The organism is Mycobacterium gastri (assembly GCF_002102175.1).
In the GTDB taxonomy this organism is placed as follows: Bacteria; Actinomycetota; Actinomycetes; order Mycobacteriales; family Mycobacteriaceae; genus Mycobacterium; species Mycobacterium gastri.
In genome coordinates this window covers 1-1,494 of sequence record NZ_LQOX01000135.1, presented here as the reverse complement: position 1 = coordinate 1,494, position 1,494 = coordinate 1, and the positions used below count along the sequence as shown (strand labels likewise).

Here is a 1,494-nt window from a genome sequence, read left to right as displayed (position 1 = left end):
GTTCGGGTGGTTCGGCGACGGCGGAGCCGGCGGCGCCGGTACCCAGGGCACCTCCGCCAGTGGCGCCGGCGGCGCCGGTGGGACCGGCGGCATGGTCGCCGGCAATGGCGGGGCAGGCGGCAATGGCGGCAGCAATCCGCTTGGTGCCAATCTGACCGGGGTCGGCGGGGCAGGTGGGGCCGGTGGTGCCGCCATCGGACTGTTCGGCAACGGTGGGGCCGGCGGGACCGGCGGGCAGGGCGCGTTCGGCGCCAGTGGCACCGGCGGCACCGGAGGCGCGGGCGGTCGCGGCGCTGTGCTCTTCGGCGCCGGCGGCACCGGCGGAAATGGCGGGGTCGGTAGCTTGGTCGCCGGCGACGGCGGTGTCGGCGGCACGGCCGGACTGATCGGCAGCGGCGGCGCCGGCGGTTTCGGCGGGCAGAACTTGAACGCCGCAGGTACCGGGGGTAACGGCGGCGCGGGCGGCAACGCCCAGCTAATCGGCAATGGCGGTGCCGGCGGCAACCCCGGGATTGGGGTTACTGGCAACGGTGCCCGCGGTTCCGACGGCACCGGCGGATTCTTGTTGGGGTTGCCCGGTGACGGGGCGCCCGCCGCCTCGCCACTGCAGATTGTGCAGCAGAACGTGCTCAACGCGATCAACGCGCCCACGCAGGCGCTATTGGGGCGCCCGCTTGTCGGTGATGGCGCCGACGGGGCGCCCGGGACGGGGGCTAACGGTGGCGACGGTGGGATCCTGATCGGCAACGGCGGCAACGGCGGCGCGGGCACCAACGCCGGTGGGCCGGGCGGTAACGGCGGGGCGGCCGGGCTGTTCGGCAACGGCGGCGCCGGCGGTGCCGGCGGAAGCGTCAACGCCGGTGCCGCTGGCACCGGCGGCGCCGGCGGCACCGGCGGCATACTCGTCGGCAACGGCGGGGTAGGCGGCGCCGGCGGAGTCAGCACCGGTGCCGCCGGCACCGGCGGCGTCGGTGGGGCCGGCGGTAACGCCGTCGGGCTGTTTGGTCAGGGCGGCGCGGGGGGTCCGGGCGGCGCCGGTAACGGCGGCGGGGGCGTCGGCGGCGCCGGCGGCTCCGGCGCCTTGCTTGTTGGCGACGGCGGCGCCGGCGGCGCCGGTGGCACCGGGAGTGTGGTTGGGGGCGGAGCCGGTGGGGCCGGCGGCAACGCTGTCGGGTTGTTCGGCGACGGCGGCGCCGGGGGCGCCGGTGGGCAGGGCAGCAGCAGCGCAAACGCCGGCGACGGCGGGGCCGGCGGCCACGCCGGCGTGTTCGGCAACGGCGGGGCCGGCGGCGCCGGCGCGAACAGTTTCAGGCCCGGCGCCGGCGGGGCCGGCGGTGCCGGCGGCATGCTCGCCGGCGACGGCGGGGCGGGTGGCAACGGCGGGAATAGCCAAAGGTTCTTCGGCGGGGTCGCCGCAAACGGCGGAGCCGGCGGCGCCGCCATCGGGTGGTTCGGAAACGGCGGGGCCGGTGGGGCCGGCGGGCAGGGCGCCCT

Annotated in this window: 1 protein-coding gene; it reads left to right on the top strand. The window is 78.1% G+C overall.

The window, feature by feature from the left end:
• The coding region (locus AWC07_RS29040) for a PGRS repeat-containing protein (RefSeq protein WP_341865275.1) at positions 1-1,494 on the top strand (1,494 nt) is incomplete at both ends.